Below are 15,707 nucleotides of genomic sequence, written 5' to 3' on the forward strand. Positions count from 1 at the left end.
GCTCGCCACGACCAACCCGTACACGAAGGGAGCCCGGCACCATGACCCAGCCCACATCCCCCGCCCGGCCCGCCACCCCGAAGACCGCGCCCGCCGGGCCCCGCCCCAAAGGCTTCCGCCTGGACGTGCGGACCCTGTCCCTGGTGGGTGTCCTCGCCGTCCTCGTCCTGGTCGGCGGCATCACCCAGCCCGACTCGTTCCTCGACACGAACAACGTGCAGCTGATCCTCACGCAGGCGTCCGTCATCGGTGTCGTCACCGTCGGCATGACCTTCGTGATCATCTCCGGCGGCATCGACCTGTCGGTCGGCGCGATCGTCGCCCTCGCGAGCGTCTGGGCCACCACCGTCGCGACCCAGGACTTCGGCTTCGCCGGAATCCTGTTCACCGCCGTCGTCGTGGGCGTGGGCTGCGGCCTGGTCAACGGACTGCTCATCGCGTACGGCGGGATGGTCCCGTTCATCGCCACCCTCGCGATGCTCGCCTCGGGCCGCGGTCTCGCCCTCCAGATCACCGACGGCAAGACCCAGACCGTGTCCGTGGACAGCGTCCTCAAGCTCGGCGAACGCGACGCCTACATCCTCGGCATCCCGCCGCTCGTCCTCGTCTTCGCCGCCGTCACGGTCGTCGGCTGGCTGGTCCTGAACCGTACGACGTTCGGCCGCCGCTCCGTCGCCGTCGGCGGCAACGCCGAGGCCGCGCGGCTCGCCGGCATCGACGTACGCCGCCAGCGCCTCTACCTCTACCTCCTGTCGGGCCTGTGCTGCGGCATCGCGGCCTTCCTCCTGATCGTCCTGGCCGGTTCGGGCCAGAACACGAACGGCAACCTCTACGAACTCGACGCCATCGCCGCCGCGATCATCGGCGGCACCCTGCTCACCGGCGGCCGGGGCACCATCACCGGCTCCGTGCTCGGCGTACTGATCTTCACCACGATCACCAATATCTTCGCGCTCAACAATCTGCAGAGCGACGTCCAGGAGATCGCCAAGGGGGCGATCATCGTCGCCGCGGTCCTGGTCCAGCGACGCACCTCCACCACCACTTCTTGACCCGGGAAGGGCCACCGACATGCCAGAGACCACGAGCCGCAGAGGACTGCTCTTCGGGGCGGCAGCCGCCGTCACCACGGGCGGACTGCTCACCGCGTGCACGAGCAACGAGCCCAAGGAGACCAAGCCCGCGGCGAACGACAAGCCCGTCGCGGACGACAAGCCGGGCAAGCACGTGACCATCGGGTTCGCGGGACCGCAGGCCGACCACGGCTGGCTGAACGCGATCAACGACAACGCCACGGAGCGCGCCAAGAAGTACTCCGACGTCACCCTGGAGGCGACGGAGGGCTCGAACGACACCGCCGCGCAGATCGGGCAGGTCGAGACCCTCATCAACAAGAAGGTCGACGTCCTGGTGATCCTGCCGGCCGACGGCAAGGCCCTCACCCAGGTCGGCCTGAAGGCGATGCGCGCCGGGATCCCCGTCGTCAACCTCGACCGGATCTTCAACACCCCGCAGGCGTACCGCTGCTGGGTCGGCGGCGACAACTACGGCATGGGCCTGAGCGCCGGCAACTACATCGGCGAGCAGCTCAAGGACAAGAAGAACGCCAAGGTCGTCGAGCTCGCGGGCCTCGACAACCTGGAGCTCACCAAGCAGCGCAGCCAGGGCTTCGACGACGCCCTGAAGAACTACCCGAACATCAAGAAGGTCGCCCGCCAGGCCGCCGAGTTCACCGTCGAGTCGGGCCAGGCGAAGATGTCGCAGCTCCTCCAGGCGCAGAAGAACTTCGACGCCCTGTGGAACCACGACGACGACCAGGGCGTCGGCGCCCTGCGCGCCATCAAGCAGGCCGGACGCGACGACTTCCTGATGGTCGGCGGCGCCGGAGCGCTCTCCGCCATGCAGGCCATCGAGGCAGGCAACAGCGTCCTCAAGGCGACCGTCCTCTACCCGCCGACCATGGCCGCCTCCGCGATCGACCTCGCGCGCGCCCTCGGCCAGGGCAAGGGCATCAGCGGCATGGCCGAGTTCGAGATCCCGGCCCACGTGACGCTCTTCTCCGCGGTCGTCGACAAGGACAACGTCGCCCAGTACATGCCCACCGGCTTCAAGTGATGGGTGCCCCCACAGCGCATCCAGCGGGACCGGCGTCGACGAGGAGGACTACTGCATGGGCACGACTCAGGAGCCCGGGGCAAGGCCGCGCCCCCTGGGTGTCGGCATGGTCGGATACGCCTTCATGGGCGCCGCCCACTCCCAGGGCTGGCGCACCGTGGGCCGGGTCTTCGATCTGCCACTGCGCCCGGTCCTCGCGGCCGTCTGCGGCCGGGACGGGCAGGCCGTGCGCGCCGCGGCCGACCGGCTCGGCTGGGCCGCGGCCGAGACGGACTGGCGGGCGCTGATCGCCCGCGAGGATGTCGACGTCGTCGACATCTGCACCCCCGGCGACAGCCATGCGGAGATCGCCGTCGCCGCCCTGGAGGCGGGCAAACACGTCCTGTGCGAGAAACCGCTCGCCAACACGGTGGACGAGGCCGAGGCGATGGTGGAGGCGGCCGAACGGGCCCGTGAACGCGGCCAGTTGGCGATGACCGGCTTCAACTACCGGCGCGTCCCCGCCACCGCGCTCGCCCGCCGCATGGTCGAGGAGGGCCGCGTCGGCACCCTGCGCCACGTGCGCGTCTCCTACCTCCAGGACTGGCTCGTCGACCCCGACTTCCCGCTCACCTGGCGGCTGAAGAAGGAGTACGCGGGCTCGGGCGCCCTGGGCGACCTGGGGGCACACGCCGTCGACCTCGCGCAGTTCCTGGCCGGGGAGTCCCTCGTCGGCGTCTCGGCGCTCACCGAGACGTTCGTGAGGGAACGGCCGATCCTGGACGGCGCGTCGGCGGGGCTCGCGGCGGGCGGCGGCGGGAGTGAGCGCGGCCCGGTGACGGTCGACGACGCGGCGCTCTTCACGGCCCGCTTCGCCTCCGGGGCGCTCGGCTCCTTCGAGGCGACCCGCTTCGCGTCCGGTCGCAAGAACGCGCTGCGCATCGAACTCAACGGCGAGAAAGGCTCGTTGGCCTTCGACCTGGAGCGCCTCAACGAGCTGTCGTTCCACGACCACACCGAACCCGGGGTCAGCGCCGGCTTCCGCCGCATCCTCGTCACCGAGCCCGACCACCCCTATCTGGAGGCCTGGTGGCCGCCCGGCCACGGCCTCGGCTACGAGCACACCTTCGTGCACCAGGCCCGCGATCTCGTCCACGCCATCGCGGCCGGCCGCCAGCCCGAGCCGTCCTTCGCCGAGGGCCTGCGCGTGCAGCGCGTGCTCGCCGCCGTGGAGGAGAGCGCGCTCAAGAACTCCGTCTACACCCCCATCCCGGTCTGAGGAGGCACGGCTCATGCCACGCCAGTTCACCCTGTTCACCGGACAGTGGGCCGACCTGCCGCTCGAAGAGGTGTGCAGGCTGGCCCGCGACTTCGGCTACGACGGCCTCGAACTCGCCTGCTGGGGCGACCACTTCGAGGTCGACAAGGCCCTCGCGGATCCCGGCTACCTCGACTCGCGCCGCGCCCTGCTCGACAAGTACGGCCTCAAGTGCTGGGCGATCTCCAACCACCTCGTGGGGCAGGCGGTGTGTGACGCGATCATCGACGAGCGTCACCGCGCGATCCTGCCGGCCCGCATCTGGGGCGACGGCGAGGCCGAGGGCGTACGACGGCGGGCCGCCACCGAGATGGAGAACACCGCACGGGCCGCGGCGGCCTTCGGTGTCGACACCGTCATCGGCTTCACCGGCTCGTCCATCTGGCACCTGGTCGCCATGTTCCCGCCCGCGCCCGAATCGATGATCGAGCGCGGCTACCAGGACTTCGCCGACCGCTGGAACCCCATCCTCGACGTCTTCGACGAGAACGGCGTCCTGTTCGCCCACGAGGTCCACCCGTCGGAGATCGCGTACGACTACTGGACCACGCAGCGCGCCCTCGACGCCGTCGACCACCGGGCCGCCTTCGGCCTGAACTTCGACCCCAGCCACTTCGTGTGGCAGGACCTCGACCCGGTCGGCTTCCTGTGGGACTTCCGCGACCGGATCTACCACGTCGACTGCAAGGAGGCCCGGCGCCGCCTCGACGGCCGCAACGGCCGCCTCGGCTCCCACCTGCCCTGGGGCGACCCGCGCCGCGGCTGGGACTTCGTCTCCGCGGGCCACGGCGACGTGCCCTGGGAGGACGTCTTCCGGATGCTGCGCTCCATCGACTACGAGGGCCCCGTCTCGGTCGAGTGGGAGGACGCCGGCATGGATCGGCTCCAGGGCGCCCCCGAGGCGCTCAAGCACCTCAAGGCCTTCGACTTCGAGCCGCCCACGGCGTCCTTCGACGCGGCCTTCGGCGGCTCCGACTAGCGGCCCGTCGGCCACGTTTGTCCTGCGTGGAGAGAAAGTCGACTCCATTGCTGTGCAAGGGCTTTCCGTCCCGGACAAACGTGGCTACGGTCCAATGTTGTACAGGACACGCACAGTTCCGGGGTGACGGCGCACCCCGGCGTACCGATCGCACCCGCAGAGCGCATGCGCGACACGCCCCCGTCCGTACGCACGCACTTTTCCGGAGGAACTCCGTGCACAGGAAACGCCCGAGATTCCGTAAGGCACTCGCACTTCTCACCGGCTCACTTCTCGCCGGAGCCTCACTCGCGATCGGCGCCCCGCACGCCGGCGCGGCGCCCGCCCCCGACGCCGCGGTCGCCGCCGCCGAGGACTTCCAGCAGGTCACCCTCGCCAAGGGCGCCGAAGAGGTCGGCGAGCCCATGTCGCTCGCCGTCCTGCCGGACCGCAAGGTCCTGCACACCTCGCGCGACGGCATCCTGCGCCTGACCGACGAGAACGGCACCACCAAGGTCGCCGGCAAGCTCGACGTCTACTCCCACGACGAAGAGGGCCTCCAAGGCGTCGGCGTGGACCCGAAGTTCAGCGACAACCACTTCATCTACCTCTATTACGCGCCGCCGCTCGACACCCCCGCGGGCGACGCCCCGAACGACGGCACCGCCGCGGACTTCAAGCCCTTCGACGGCCACAACCAGCTCTCGCGCTTCGTGCTCAACGCGGACGGCACGCTCGACAACGCCAGCGAGAAGAAGATCCTGGAGATCCCCACCTCGCGCGGCATCTGCTGCCACGTGGGCGGTGACATCGACTTCGACAAGGACGGCAACCTCTACCTGTCGACGGGCGACGACTCCAACCCCTTCTCCTCCGACGGCTACACACCGATCGACGAGCAGCCCACCCGCAACCCGGCCTACGACGCTCGGCGTTCGGCCGGTAACAGCAACGACCTGCGCGGCAAGGTCCTGCGCATCAAGGTCAACGACGACGCCACGTACTCCATACCCGACGGCAACCTCTTCGCCCCGGGCACGGACAAGACCCGCCCCGAGATCTACGCGATGGGCTTCCGCAACCCGTTCCGGATCAGCGTCGACAAGCCGACCGGCATCGTCTACGTCGGTGACTACGGCCCCGACGCCGGCACCGCCGACCCCAAGCGCGGCCCCGCGGGCCAGGTCGAGTTCAACCGCGTCACGAAGGCCGGAAACTTCGGCTGGCCGTACTGCACCGGCAACAACGACGCGTACATCGACTACGACTTCGCCACCAAGACGTCCGGCGCCGCCTTCGACTGCGCCGCGCCGAAGAACACCTCGCCGCACAACACGGGCCTCGTCGACCTGCCGCCCGCGCAGCCGGCCTGGATCCCCTACGACGGTGCCTCCGTACCCGAGTTCGGCACCGGCTCCGAGTCCCCGATGGGCGGCCCGGTCTACCGCTACGACGCGGCGAACACCTCGCCCGTGAAGTTCCCCGAGGCCTACGACGGCAACTTCTTCGCCGGTGAGTTCGGCCGGCAGTGGATCAAGCGGATCGAGCAGGACGGCGACGGCAAGGTCTCGAAGATCAACCCGTTCCCCTGGACCGGCACGCAGGTGATGGACATGGCCTTCGGACCGGACGGCGCGCTGTACGTCCTGGACTACGGCCTGTCCTGGTTCGGCGGCGACGAGAACTCCGGCCTCTACCGCATCGAGAACGCGACCGACGGACACTCGCCCGTCGTCGACGCCAAGGTCGACAAGACCTCGGGCCAGGCCCCGCTCAAGGCCCGCTTCACCTCGACCGCGACCGACGCCGACAGCGACGCGCTGACGTACTCCTGGAACTTCGGCGACGGCACCACCGGCACGGGCGCCGCCCCCAGCCACACGTACAAGAAGAACGGCACCTACACCGCGACCGTCACCGCCAAGGACACGACGGGCCGCACCGGCAGCGCCGACGTCCACATCGTCGTCGGCAACACCGCGCCCAAGGTGACTCTCGAACTCCCCGCGGACGGCCAGCTGTTCACCTTCGGTGACGAGGTGCCCTTCAAGGTGACGGTCACCGACCCCGAGGACGGGACGATCGACTGCTCCAAGGTCAAGGTCACGCACGTCCTCGGCCACGACAGCCACGGCCACCCGATCACCTCGGCCAACGGCTGCTCCGGCACCCTCAAGACCTCCGCGGACAGCGAGCACGACCCGAACGCCAACATCTTCGGGGTCTTCGACGCCGAGTACACCGACCAGGGCGCCAACGGCCAGCCCGCGCTGACCACCCACGACCAGAGCGTCACCCAGCAGAAGCACCGCCAGGCCGAGCACTACGGCGACTCCAAGGGCGTCAGCATCACCGCCCACACCCCGGCGGAGGGCGGCAAGACGGTCGGCGACATCAACAACGGCGACTGGATCTCCTTCAAGCCGTACGTCCTGAGCAACGTCAAGTCGTTCACCGCGAGCGTCGCCTCCGCCGGCAGCGGCGGCACGCTGGAGATCCGCAGCGGCTCCGCCACCGGGAAGCTCCTGGGCAGCGCCAAGGTCGAACCCACCGGGTCCTGGGAGACGTACAAGGACGTCACCGGCACCATCAGCAAGGCGCCCGCCAAGACCACGACGCTCTTCCTGGTCTTCAAGGGTGCGGGCACCGACGCCCTCTTCGACGTGGACGACTTCACCTTCACCACCAGCTGAGAAGGGAGCAGGACTGTGCGCACCCCAACCCGTATCGCGCTCGCGGCCTCCGCGGCCGCCCTGCTCATCGGCTGCGTCTCCGCTCCCGCGTCCTCCTCACCGGGGGACGCGGGGGCGGGGGGCCGGGTCCTGGTCTTCTCCAAGACCGCGGGCTTCCGCCACGACTCGATCCCCGAGGGGATCGCGGCCGTGCAGGAACTGGGCGCGTCAGGCGGCTTCGCCGTCGACGCCACCGAGGACGCCGGCGCCTTCACCGATGCCAACCTGCGCCGCTACGACGCCGTCGTCTTCCTCTCCACCACCGGTGACGTGCTCGCAGACGGCGAGCAGAAGGCCTTCGAGCGCTACATCGCGAAGGGCGGCGGCTACGTCGGCGTCCACGCGGCCGCCGACACCGAGTACGACTGGCCCTTCTACGGCGGCCTCGCCGGCGCCTACTTCCAGAACCACCCGGCGATCCAGCCCGCCACCGTCAAGGTCGAGGACCGGGGCAACCCGGCAACCGCCCACCTCGCCCCGACGTGGAACCGCACGGACGAGTGGTACAACTACCGCACCAACCCGCGCGAGCACGCCCACGTTCTCGCCTCGCTCGACGAGTCGTCGTACACCGGCGGCACCATGGCGGGCGACCACCCCATCTCCTGGTGCCAGAACTACCGGGGCGGCCGCTCCTTCTACACCGGCGCCGGCCACACCAAGGAGTCCTACGCCGACCCGGCCTTCCGGCAGCACCTGCTCGGCGGGATCCGCTGGGCCAGTGGTGCCGCGCAGGCCGACTGCCGGCCCGAGAGCGGCTACACGTCCCTGTTCGACGGGACCGCCGAGTCGCTCAAGGACTGGAAGCAGGCCGGACCCGGCTCCTTCGACCTCTCGGACGACGGCACGCTCACCTCGTCCGGCGGCATGGGAATGCTCTGGTACGCGGGCCGCCCGCTCGGCTCGTACTCCCTCAAGCTCGACTGGAAGATGGCCGGGGACGACAACTCCGGTGTCTTCGTGGGCTTCCCGGAGTCCGACGACCCCTGGTCGGCCGTGAACAACGGCTACGAGGTCCAGATCGACGCGACCGACGCACCCGACCGCACCACCGGGTCCGTCTACAGCTTCCAGTCCGCCGACGTGAAGAAGCGCGACCGTGCGCTGAACCCGCCGGGGGAGTGGAACACGTACGAGATCCGGGTCGAGGGCGAACACCTGCGGATCTGGCTCAACGGCGTGAAGGTCAACGACTTCACCAACACCGACCCCGCCCGGAGCCTGCGCGACGGGTACGTCGGGATCCAGAACCACGGCGACGACGACCAGGTGTCCTTCCGGGACATCCGGGTCAAGGACCTGCCCGCGAAGCCGGGCGCCGGGTCCGGCCTTGGGGGTGTCCGGCCGATCAGGGCCGGGGCCGCGACGCCTGGCACGGCACCTCGCGGGGTTGCCGAAACGCCCGAATAGCTCCGCTATCAGGACGCTCCGGCGCCTTGCGATGCACCGCACCGGACGCCGCGACCTGTCCGGCCCTGATCGGCCGGACACCCCCTGGACGGCGGCGGGCGGGGGACGCCGGACCCCCGCCCGCCGCCTCGCACCACCCCCGCAACTCCGGCTCCCGGTTCGCGTACGACAAGGAGGCTGCCCATGTCCGCCGAACCCACGTCCCCCACCGCCCGCTCTCCCCGATACGGTGTGTGGCTCATCGGGGCCCGTGGCTCCGTCGCCACCACCGCGGTCGCGGGCTGCGCCGCCGTCGGCGCGGGCCTGCACCCCCCGACCGGCATGGTCACCGAGACCGAACCCTTCGCCGGCGCCGCTCTGCCAACGTTGTCCTCGCTCGTCTTCGGCGGGCACGACACCGTCGACTGCCCGCTGCCCAAACGTGCCGAACACCTCGCCGCCGGAGGCGTCCTGCCGCACGGCCTGCCGGCCGCGGTCGGCGCCGAACTCGCCGCCGCCGACCGGGAGATACGCCCGGGAGGACCCCAGCCGGGGGACTCCCGCCCCGACGACGAACTCATCGCCGCCTTCGCCGCCGACATCAGCGGCTTCGTCGAGCGCGGCGGCCTCGCGGGCGCCGTCGTCGTGAACGTCGCGTCCACGGAACCCGCCCCCGACAGCAGCCGGCTGCCCGCCAGCTCCCTCTACGCGGCGGCCGCCCTGCGCGCCGGCTGCCCGTACGTCAACTTCACCCCCTCCACCGGCCTGCACCACCCCGCGCTGGCCGAACTCGCCGCCACCAGCGGCCTGCCCCACGCGGGCCGCGACGGCAAGACCGGCCAGACCCTCCTGCGGTCCGTGCTCGCGCCGATGTTCCTCCAGCGCTCCCTGACCGTGCGGGCCTGGTCCGGCACCAACCTCCTCGGCGGCGGCGACGGCGCCGCACTCGCCGACCCCGGCGCCGCCGCGGCGAAGAACGCGGGCAAGGAACGCGTCCTCGCCGACGCGCTCGGAGCCGCGCCCGAGGGCGAGGTCCACATCGACGACGTGCCCGCCCTCGGGGACTGGAAGACCGCCTGGGACCACATCGCCTTCGACGGGTTCCTCGGCTCCCGCATGATCCTCCAGACGATCTGGCAGGGCTGCGACTCCGCGCTCGCCGCCCCCCTCGTCCTCGACCTGGCCCGCCTCCTCCTGCGCGCCCACGAGAAGGGCGTCGAGGGACCCCTGCCGGAACTCGGCTTCTACTTCAAGGACCCCGACGGCGACGCGTCCCCCGCGCTCGCCGAGCAGTACGCGACACTGGTCGGCTTCGCCGGACGCCTGCGGTGACCGGCCGCGCACAGCACCTGCGGGCCTGGGCCGAACTCCTGCGCCTGCCCGCCCTGTTCACCGTCCCCGGCGACGCCCTCGCGGGCGCGTCGGCGGTGGGCCTGCGCCCCGGCCGGGGCACGTTCCTGGCCATCGGGTCGTCCCTGTGCCTCTACGAGGCGGGCATGGCCCTCAACGACTGGGCGGACCGCGCCGAGGACGCCGTGGACCGCCCGCACCGCCCGCTGCCGTCAGGGCGAATCCGCCCCGCAGCGGCCCTCGCGGCAGCGGGCGCCTTCTCGGCGGGTGGCCTGGCACTGGCGACCCGGGCGGGACGTCCCGCCGGCCTGGCCGCGGGAGCGCTCGCGGCGACGGTATGGGCGTACGACCTGGGCCTGAAGAGGACACCGGCGGGACCGGTGGCGATGGCGGCGGCGAGAGGGCTCGACGTGCTGCTGGGAGCGGCGGCGACCTCGGGCCGCCTGCATCGCGCGGCTGTGCCCGCGGCCACGACGCTGGCCGCCCACACTCTCGCCGTCACCGCGGTGTCCCGCAACGAAACCCAGGGCGGCGACGTCAGAGCCCCCTTGGGCGCGCTCGCCGCGACCCTCGCGCTGACCCGGATCACCGGGCGCGCCCCACGACTCCCGGCAGGCCGGCGGGTAGCAGCCGCCCCCGGCCTGTCGGGGACCATCACCGCCGCCCTGGCCGCCGCCTACGCGGCCACCGCTGCCCGCCCCTACTTCCACGCCGCCCTCAACCCCTCGCCGCCCCTGACCCAGCGGGCGGTGGGCGGCGGCATCCGCGCCATGATCCCCCTCCAGGCCGCCCTCGCGGCCGGAGCGGGCGCCCCCCTGACCGCCCTGGCCACCGCGTCCCTGACCCAACTGGCCCGCCTCGTGCCGAAGGTGAGCGTCACATGACCATCCGCTGGGGATACGGCACCAACGGCCTGACCGACCTGCGCCTGGAGGACGCCCTCGCCGTCCTCGCCGACCTGGGCTACGACGGCGTCGGCCTCACCCTCGACCACATGCACCTGGACCCCCTGGTCCCCGACCTGCGCACCCGCACCCGGCAGGTGGCCCGCGCCCTCGACCGGTACGGCCTGACCGTCACCGTCGAGACCGGCGCCCGCTACGTCCTCGACCCGCGCCGCAAGCACGGCCCCTCGCTGCTCGACCCCGACCCGGACGCCAGGGCCGCCCGCACCAGGCTCCTCATCAGGGCCGTGCAGGTGGCCGCCGACCTCGGCGCCCACGCCGTGCACTGCTTCAGCGGCATCACCCCGGACGGCACGGACGACGGCACCGCGTGGAAGCGGCTCGCCGACGCGCTCGCCCCCGTCCTCGACGCGGCCGACGACGCCGGCGTCCCGCTCGCCATCGAGCCCGAGCCCGGCCACCTCCTGGGCTCACTCGCCGACTTCCACTACCTCCGCGAGGAGTTCGGCGGCCCCGCATCGCTCGGCCTGACCCTGGACATCGGCCACTGCCAGTGCCTGGAGCCGCTGCCGCCCGCCGACTGCGTGCGCGAGGCCGCTCCCTGGCTGAAGCACGTACAGATCGAGGACATGCGGCGCGGCGTCCACGAACACCTTCCGTTCGGCGACGGCGAGATCGACTTCCCGCCGGTGCTCGAAGCCCTCGAAGCCACCCGCTACCAGGGGCTGACGGTCGTGGAACTGCCCCGCCACTCCCACGCGGGACCCCAACTCGCCGAGGAATCCCTGCGGTTCCTGCGCGCCGCCGCCGAAGGAGGCACCCCATGACCGGCGCACTTCCCGGCATCGCGGCCCTCCGCGCCCGCACCGACGCCGCCCTGGGCGAAACCGCCCGCACCTGGCTCGACCAGGCCACGACGGAGGCGGCCGCCGATGACGAGGGCCACCAACAGGCTTACGCGGCATGGGAGTTGAGGTTCGCCGAAGCGGGGCGCCGCTGTGGCGCCGAGCACGCCGACAGCGCCCGCATCGTCATCCTGCACGCGGCGCGCGCCGACACCGCCACCCTCACCCGTCTCTACGAACAGGGCGCCGCCGCCGAACGCCGCGCCGTCCTCGCGGCCCTGCCCCACCTCGTCACAGGACCCGAAGCGCTGCACCTCGTCGAGGACGCGCTGCGCACGAACGACACCCGGCTCGTCGCCGCCGCCGTCGGCTCCTACGCCGCCGAGCACCTCACCGCGCATCACTGGCGGCACGCCGTCCTGAAGTGCCTGTTCACCGGAGTCCCGGTGTCCGCCGTCGCCGATCTCGCCGAACGCGCCCGCGGCGACGCCGAACTCGCCCGCATGCTCGGCGACTACGCGAACGAACGCACCGCCGCAGGCCGCCCCGTCCCCGACGACCTGCACCGCGTACTGGCCCTGACCCCCCTGGTCGTGCCCCCTCCCCCCAAGGCCGAGGAGTCCTGATGCGCATCTTCGACCCGCACATCCACATGACGTCGCGCACCACCGACGACTACGAGGCCATGTACGCCGCGGGCGTACGGGCGATCGTCGAGCCGTCCTTCTGGCTCGGCCAGCCCCGCACCTCGCCCGCCTCGTTCTTCGACTACTTCGACGCGCTCCTCGGCTGGGAGCCGTTCCGTGCCGCGCAGTACGGGATCGCCCACCACTGCACGCTCGCCCTCAACCCCAAAGAGGCGAACGACCCGCGCTGCACACCCGTCCTCGACGCGCTGCCCCGCTACCTCGTCAAGGACAACGTCGTCGCTGTGGGCGAGATCGGCTACGACTCGATGACCCCCGCAGAGGACAGCGCGCTCGCCGCGCAGCTCCAGCTCGCCGCCGACCACGAACTCCCCGCGCTCGTGCACACCCCGCACCGCGACAAGCTCGCCGGACTGCGCCGCACCCTGGACGTCGTACGCGAGTCGGACCTGCCGCTCGACCGGGTGCTCATCGACCACCTCAACGAGACCACGGTGAAGGAGGCCAAGGACGCGGGCTGCTGGCTCGGGTTCTCCGTCTACCCCGACACCAAGATGGACGAGGAGCGGATGGTCGCGATCCTCACCGAGTACGGACCCGAGCAGGTTCTCGTCAACTCGGCCGCCGACTGGGGCAAGAGCGACCCCCTCAAGACCCGCAAGGTCGCCGACGCGATGCTCAAGGCCGGCTTCACCGAGGACGACGCCGACCGCGTCCTGTGGCGCAACCCCGTCGCGTTCTACGGCCTCAGCGGCCGGCTCGACCTCGACGTCGCCGGGACCGACGCCACCCACGAGGGCAACTCCATCCTGCGCGGCGGGGCGTGAGCGATGCGCTTCCGCCACCCGGACGGGTCCACCGTCCACCTCGCGTACTGCACCAACGTCCACCCCGCAGAGACCCTCGACGGCGTGCTCGCCCAGCTGCGCGACCACTGCGAACCCGTGCGCAAGCGCCTCGGCCGCGACCGGCTCGGCATCGGCCTGTGGCTCGCCAAGGACGCCGCGCGCGCCCTCGGCACCGACCCCGTGGCCCTGCGCGGCCTGCGCACCGAACTCGACCGGCGCGGCCTCGAAGTCGTCACCCTCAACGGCTTCCCCTACGAGGGGTTCGGCGCCGAAGAGGTCAAGTACCGCGTGTACAAGCCCGACTGGGCCGACCCGGAGCGTCTCGCCCACACCGGCGACCTGGCCCGCCTCCTCGCCGCGCTGCTGCCCTCCGACATCACCGAGGGCACCATCTCGACGCTGCCTCTCGCCTGGCGCGCCGGCTACGACCCGGCGCGCCGGGACATCGCCTTCGCCGCGCTCACCACGCTCGCCGAACGGCTCGACGCCCTGGAGGAGCTGACCGGCCGCTCCATCCGCATCGGCCTCGAACCCGAACCGGGCTGCACCGTCGAGACGACCGGCGACGCCATCGCCCCGCTCACGGCCGTGGCCCGCGACCGCATCGGCATCTGCGTCGACACCTGCCACCTCGCCACCTCCTTCGAGGACCCGGCCACCGCACTCGACGCGCTCGCCGCCGCCGGTATCCCCGTCGTCAAGTCCCAGCTCTCCGCGGCCCTGCACGCCGAGCACCCCGAAAGGGCCGAGGTCCGCGAGGCGCTCGCCGCGTTCGACGAACCCCGCTTCCTGCACCAGACCCGCACCCTCACCCCCGAAGGGCTGCGCGGCACCGACGACCTGGGCGAGGCACTCGCAGGCGGCGCGCTCCCCGACACCGCGCCCTGGCGCGCCCACTTCCACGTACCGCTGCACGCCCCGCCCGCGGCCCCCCTCACCTCCACACTCCCTGTCCTGAAGAACACGCTCACGCGGCTGGTCGGCGGCGCGCATCCGCTCACCCGGCACCTGGAGGTCGAGACGTACACCTGGCAGGCGCTCCCGCCCGAGCTGCGCCCCCGCGCCCGCACCCAGCTCGCCGACGGCATCGCCGCCGAACTCACCCTGGCCCGCGACCTCCTGACGGACCTCGGCCTGAAGGAACTCCCATGACAACTTCCAGTGCAGACACCACAGTTGAGCGGCCGGATGCGAGCCCGAACCCCCTGCTCGTCCTGGACGTCGTGGGTCTCACCCCGCGCCTCCTCGACCACATGCCCCACCTCAAGGCCCTCGGTCAGACGGGTTCCCAGGCCCACCTCGGCACGGTCCTGCCCGCCGTCACCTGCGCCGCCCAGTCGACGTTCCTCACCGGGACCATGCCGTCCGAACACGGCATCGTCGCCAACGGCTGGTACTTCCGCGAGCTGGGCGACGTACTGCTGTGGCGCCAGCACAACGGACTCGTCGCCGGCGACAAGCTCTGGGACGCGGCCCGCCGCAGCCACCCCGGGTACACCGTCGCCAACATCTGCTGGTGGTACGCCATGGGCGCCGACACCGACATCACCGTCACACCCCGGCCCGTCTACTACGCCGACGGCCGCAAGGAACCCGACTGCTACACCAGGCCACCGGCCCTGCACGACGAACTCACCGAGAAACTCGGCACGTTCCCCCTCTTCCACTTCTGGGGACCGGGCGCCGACCTCGTCTCCAGCCGGTGGATCGTCGACGCGACCCGCCACATCATCGCCACCCGCCATCCCGACCTGGCACTGGCCTACGTCCCCCACCTCGACTACGACCTCCAGCGCTTCGGCCCCGACGACCCCCGCTCGCACAAGGCCGCCGCCGAACTCGACGCCACCCTCGCCCCGCTCCTCGACGACGCGAAGGCCGAGGGCCGCACCGTCGTCGCCCTCTCCGAGTACGGCATCACCCGCGTCGAGCGGCCCGTCGACATCAACCGCGCCCTGCGCCGCGCCGGACTCCTCGAAGTGCACACGCAGGACGGCATGGAGTACCTCGACCCGATGACGTCCCGGGCGTTCGCGGTCGCCGACCACCAGATCGCCCACATCTACGTGCGCCGCCCCGAAGACCTCGACACGGTCCGCGAGGCGCTCGAAGACGTGCCCGGCATCGAGCAACTCCTCGACGACGAAGGCAAGAAGGCCCACCACCTCGACCACCCCCGCTCCGGGGAACTCGTCGCCATTGCCGAACCCGACGCCTGGTTCACGTACTACTACTGGCTCGACGACGACCGCGCGCCCGACTTCGCGCAGCTCGTCGAGATCCACCGCAAGCCCGGCTACGACCCCGTCGAGCTGTTCATGGACCCCCAGGACCCCTACGTCAAGGTGAAGGCCGCCGGCGCCCTGGCCCGCAAGAAGCTCGGCATGCGCTACCGCATGGCGGTCGTGCCCCTCGATCCCTCACCCATCCGCGGCAGCCACGGCCGCCTCCCCTTGAGCGACGACAGCCCCGACGGTCCGCTCATCCTGTGTTCCACCCCCCGCGCCGTCACCGGCCGTGTCGCGGCCACCGACGTGAAATCGCTGTTGCTCGGCCTGGCCGGTCTCGTATGAGCCCGGTGCACACCCGCACACGCCCCGCACCCATCCGAGAAAGAGAGA

At 71.5% G+C, this 15,707-nt stretch carries 13 protein-coding genes; all 13 read left to right on the forward strand.

Features of this window, described 5'->3' with window-relative positions:
• The first annotated feature begins 41 nt into the window (after positions 1-41).
• The 13 genes from ACIPWY_RS02185 to ACIPWY_RS02245 all read left to right on the forward strand — a co-directional run bounded on the left by ACIPWY_RS02185 (position 42) and on the right by ACIPWY_RS02245 (position 15,659).
• Positions 42-1,052, forward strand: coding sequence for an ABC transporter permease (locus ACIPWY_RS02185; protein WP_362901678.1), 1,011 nt, complete (start codon positions 42-44; stop codon positions 1,050-1,052).
• Between the two features lie 19 nt (positions 1,053-1,071).
• Entirely contained in the window at positions 1,072-2,115 is a 1,044-nt protein-coding gene (locus ACIPWY_RS02190) for a substrate-binding domain-containing protein (RefSeq protein WP_393699815.1), read from the forward strand.
• 55 nt (positions 2,116-2,170) lie between these two features.
• Positions 2,171-3,373: a Gfo/Idh/MocA family protein gene (locus tag ACIPWY_RS02195; RefSeq protein WP_393699813.1), complete on the forward strand. Its 1,203-nt coding sequence runs from the start codon at positions 2,171-2,173 to the stop codon at positions 3,371-3,373.
• Positions 3,374-3,386: 13 nt separating this feature from the next.
• Positions 3,387-4,391, forward strand: coding sequence for a sugar phosphate isomerase/epimerase family protein (locus ACIPWY_RS02200; RefSeq protein ID WP_362901684.1), 1,005 nt, complete (start codon positions 3,387-3,389; stop codon positions 4,389-4,391).
• A 215-nt stretch (positions 4,392-4,606) separates the two neighbouring features.
• Entirely contained in the window at positions 4,607-7,063 is a 2,457-nt protein-coding gene (locus ACIPWY_RS02205; protein WP_362901686.1) for a PQQ-dependent sugar dehydrogenase, read from the forward strand.
• Positions 7,064-7,078: 15 nt separating this feature from the next.
• The gene (locus tag ACIPWY_RS02210; protein ID WP_362901688.1) at positions 7,079-8,512 is read left to right on the forward strand and encodes a ThuA domain-containing protein; all 1,434 of its coding nucleotides are present in this window, start codon (positions 7,079-7,081) and stop codon (positions 8,510-8,512) included.
• Between the two features lie 183 nt (positions 8,513-8,695).
• The gene (locus ACIPWY_RS02215; protein ID WP_362902063.1) at positions 8,696-9,823 is read left to right on the forward strand and encodes an inositol-3-phosphate synthase; all 1,128 of its coding nucleotides are present in this window, start codon (positions 8,696-8,698) and stop codon (positions 9,821-9,823) included.
• Entirely contained in the window at positions 9,820-10,725 is a 906-nt protein-coding gene (locus ACIPWY_RS02220; protein ID WP_393699809.1) for an SCO3242 family prenyltransferase, read from the forward strand. The genes ACIPWY_RS02215 and ACIPWY_RS02220 overlap by 4 nt, the downstream gene beginning before the upstream one ends.
• Positions 10,722-11,573: a sugar phosphate isomerase/epimerase family protein gene (locus ACIPWY_RS02225; RefSeq protein WP_393699807.1), complete on the forward strand. Its 852-nt coding sequence runs from the start codon at positions 10,722-10,724 to the stop codon at positions 11,571-11,573. The genes ACIPWY_RS02220 and ACIPWY_RS02225 overlap by 4 nt, the downstream gene beginning before the upstream one ends.
• Positions 11,570-12,217, forward strand: coding sequence for an EboA domain-containing protein (locus ACIPWY_RS02230; RefSeq protein WP_401532046.1), 648 nt, complete (start codon positions 11,570-11,572; stop codon positions 12,215-12,217). The genes ACIPWY_RS02225 and ACIPWY_RS02230 overlap by 4 nt, the downstream gene beginning before the upstream one ends.
• On the forward strand, positions 12,217-13,065 hold the full coding sequence (locus tag ACIPWY_RS02235) for a TatD family hydrolase (RefSeq protein WP_362901696.1): 849 nt from the start codon (positions 12,217-12,219) through the stop codon (positions 13,063-13,065). The genes ACIPWY_RS02230 and ACIPWY_RS02235 overlap by 1 nt, the downstream gene beginning before the upstream one ends.
• 3 nt (positions 13,066-13,068) lie before the next feature.
• Positions 13,069-14,238: a metabolite traffic protein EboE gene (eboE, locus tag ACIPWY_RS02240; RefSeq protein ID WP_401532047.1), complete on the forward strand. Its 1,170-nt coding sequence runs from the start codon at positions 13,069-13,071 to the stop codon at positions 14,236-14,238.
• Positions 14,235-15,659 (forward strand): nucleotide pyrophosphatase/phosphodiesterase family protein, encoded by a 1,425-nt coding sequence (locus tag ACIPWY_RS02245; protein ID WP_401532048.1) that lies wholly within the window; start codon positions 14,235-14,237, stop codon positions 15,657-15,659. The genes eboE and ACIPWY_RS02245 overlap by 4 nt, the downstream gene beginning before the upstream one ends.
• Positions 15,660-15,707 lie beyond the last annotated feature (48 nt).

The organism is Streptomyces sp. NPDC090032 (assembly GCF_044748025.1).
GTDB lineage: Bacteria > Actinomycetota > Actinomycetes > Streptomycetales > Streptomycetaceae > Streptomyces.

Coding starts and splice junctions, on each gene's coding strand:
- ACIPWY_RS02185 (WP_362901678.1), top strand. CDS start 42: ATGACCCAGCCCACATCCCCCGCCCGGCCCGCCACCCCGAAGACCGCG.
- ACIPWY_RS02190 (WP_393699815.1), top strand. CDS start 1,072: ATGCCAGAGACCACGAGCCGCAGAGGACTGCTCTTCGGGGCGGCAGCC.
- ACIPWY_RS02195 (WP_393699813.1), top strand. CDS start 2,171: ATGGGCACGACTCAGGAGCCCGGGGCAAGGCCGCGCCCCCTGGGTGTC.
- ACIPWY_RS02200 (WP_362901684.1), top strand. CDS start 3,387: ATGCCACGCCAGTTCACCCTGTTCACCGGACAGTGGGCCGACCTGCCG.
- ACIPWY_RS02215 (WP_362902063.1), top strand. CDS start 8,696: ATGTCCGCCGAACCCACGTCCCCCACCGCCCGCTCTCCCCGATACGGT.
- ACIPWY_RS02225 (WP_393699807.1), top strand. CDS start 10,722: ATGACCATCCGCTGGGGATACGGCACCAACGGCCTGACCGACCTGCGC.
- ACIPWY_RS02230 (WP_401532046.1), top strand. CDS start 11,570: ATGACCGGCGCACTTCCCGGCATCGCGGCCCTCCGCGCCCGCACCGAC.
- ACIPWY_RS02235 (WP_362901696.1), top strand. CDS start 12,217: ATGCGCATCTTCGACCCGCACATCCACATGACGTCGCGCACCACCGAC.
- eboE (WP_401532047.1), top strand. CDS start 13,069: ATGCGCTTCCGCCACCCGGACGGGTCCACCGTCCACCTCGCGTACTGC.
- ACIPWY_RS02245 (WP_401532048.1), top strand. CDS start 14,235: ATGACAACTTCCAGTGCAGACACCACAGTTGAGCGGCCGGATGCGAGC.